Annotated in this window: 2 protein-coding genes; both read left to right on the top strand. The window is 73.5% G+C overall.

Annotated features, from left to right (window positions below; all coding sequences use genetic code 11):
- Window positions 1-822: SDR family oxidoreductase (locus FKV24_RS15290; RefSeq protein WP_170288332.1), on the top strand; the 822-nt coding region annotated here is incomplete at its 5' end.
- On the top strand, window positions 819-1,293 hold a 475-nt coding region (locus tag FKV24_RS15295), incomplete at its 3' end, for an efflux RND transporter periplasmic adaptor subunit (RefSeq protein ID WP_249041046.1). The genes FKV24_RS15290 and FKV24_RS15295, both read left to right, overlap by 4 nt.

Here is a 1,293-nt window from a genome sequence, read left to right on the forward strand (position 1 = left end):
CTGCGGCCGCTGGCGCCGAAGTCGCTGCTGACACTGCTGCCGGGCTCGGTCGCCGACGACGCCGGCGGCGAGCAGCTGGCCGAACGCCTGCGCCGGCTCGACCGCCCGCTGGCCGGGGTGATCGCCTGCGTCTGCGGGCACTCCCAGGCCGGGCGCCTGCTCGGCCAGCCGGCCGAACAACTGCGTCGACGGCTGGACGAGGATCTGCTGCCGCACCTGGCCGCGGCCCGCTACCTGCTGCCATTGCTGGCCGAGCGCGGCCGCAACAGCACCTATGTGCTGATCGGCGGCCCCGGCGGCGAGCATCCCTGGGCCGGCTACGGCCACCGTTCGATCGCCGCCGCGGCGCTGCGCATGCTGACCCGGGTGCTGCACGACGAGGCCCGGGCCCAGGGCGTGCGTGTGCAGCTGCTGACCGTCGACAGCCCGGTCAACACCGCCGCGCGGCGCAAGCAGAGCTGCTGCCCGCAGTGGCCCAGCGCGCTGGCGGTCGGCCAACAGGCGCTGGCCCTGGTCGATCGCGAGGGCCAGCCGCGGATTCCCTCGGCGATCGTCCGCTACGACGGCGACCGCAAGTCGCCGTCGGACCCGGCTGTCGAAACCGCGGCGGCCGGATCGTCGCTTCCCCAGGAGCGCGACGCTACCGGCACCGCATCCGTGCCGGAGCTGCTGCCAGAAGGCTGTCAGCAGTCCGCGCGCACGCTGTTGATGAACCTGCTGGCGCCCCGGCCGTTGTCGCGTGGCGTCGACGGTCAGGGCGCCGGCGCTCCGACACCTTCCGCATCCTCCTCCCCGCTTCAAGACAAGGAACGCCCTTCATGAATCCCCACGTCACCCCGATTTCCACGCCGTCCCGGCGCATGGCGCGTTCCGGTGCCGGCCTGCGGAGCGGTCTGCCGTCGCTGGCCCTGGTGCTGGCCCTGAGCGCGGCGATCTCCCTGGTCGTCGCCGGCTGCGGCAGCCAGGCCTCCACCCCCGATGCGATGCCGCCGGCCGAGGTCAGCGTCGCCCAGGTCCTGAACCAGGACGTGCGGCCCTGGGACGAATTCACCGGCCGGGTCAGCGCCATCGAGAGCGTCGAACTGCGCCCGCGGGTCAGCGGCTACGTCGAGCGCGTCGCCTTCGACGAAGGCCAGGAGGTCGCCAAGGGCGATCTGCTGTTCGTGATCGACCAGCGCCGCTACCGCGCCGAACTCGAACGCGCCCAGGCCGAACTGGCGCGCGCGCGCAGCGAGGCCCAGCTGGCGCGCACCCAGGACAGGCGCGCGCAGTCGCTGGTCGAGGCCAAGGCGA

Source organism: Marilutibacter maris (genome assembly GCF_006546735.2).
GTDB classification, from domain to species: Bacteria; Pseudomonadota; Gammaproteobacteria; order Xanthomonadales; family Xanthomonadaceae; genus Marilutibacter; species Marilutibacter maris.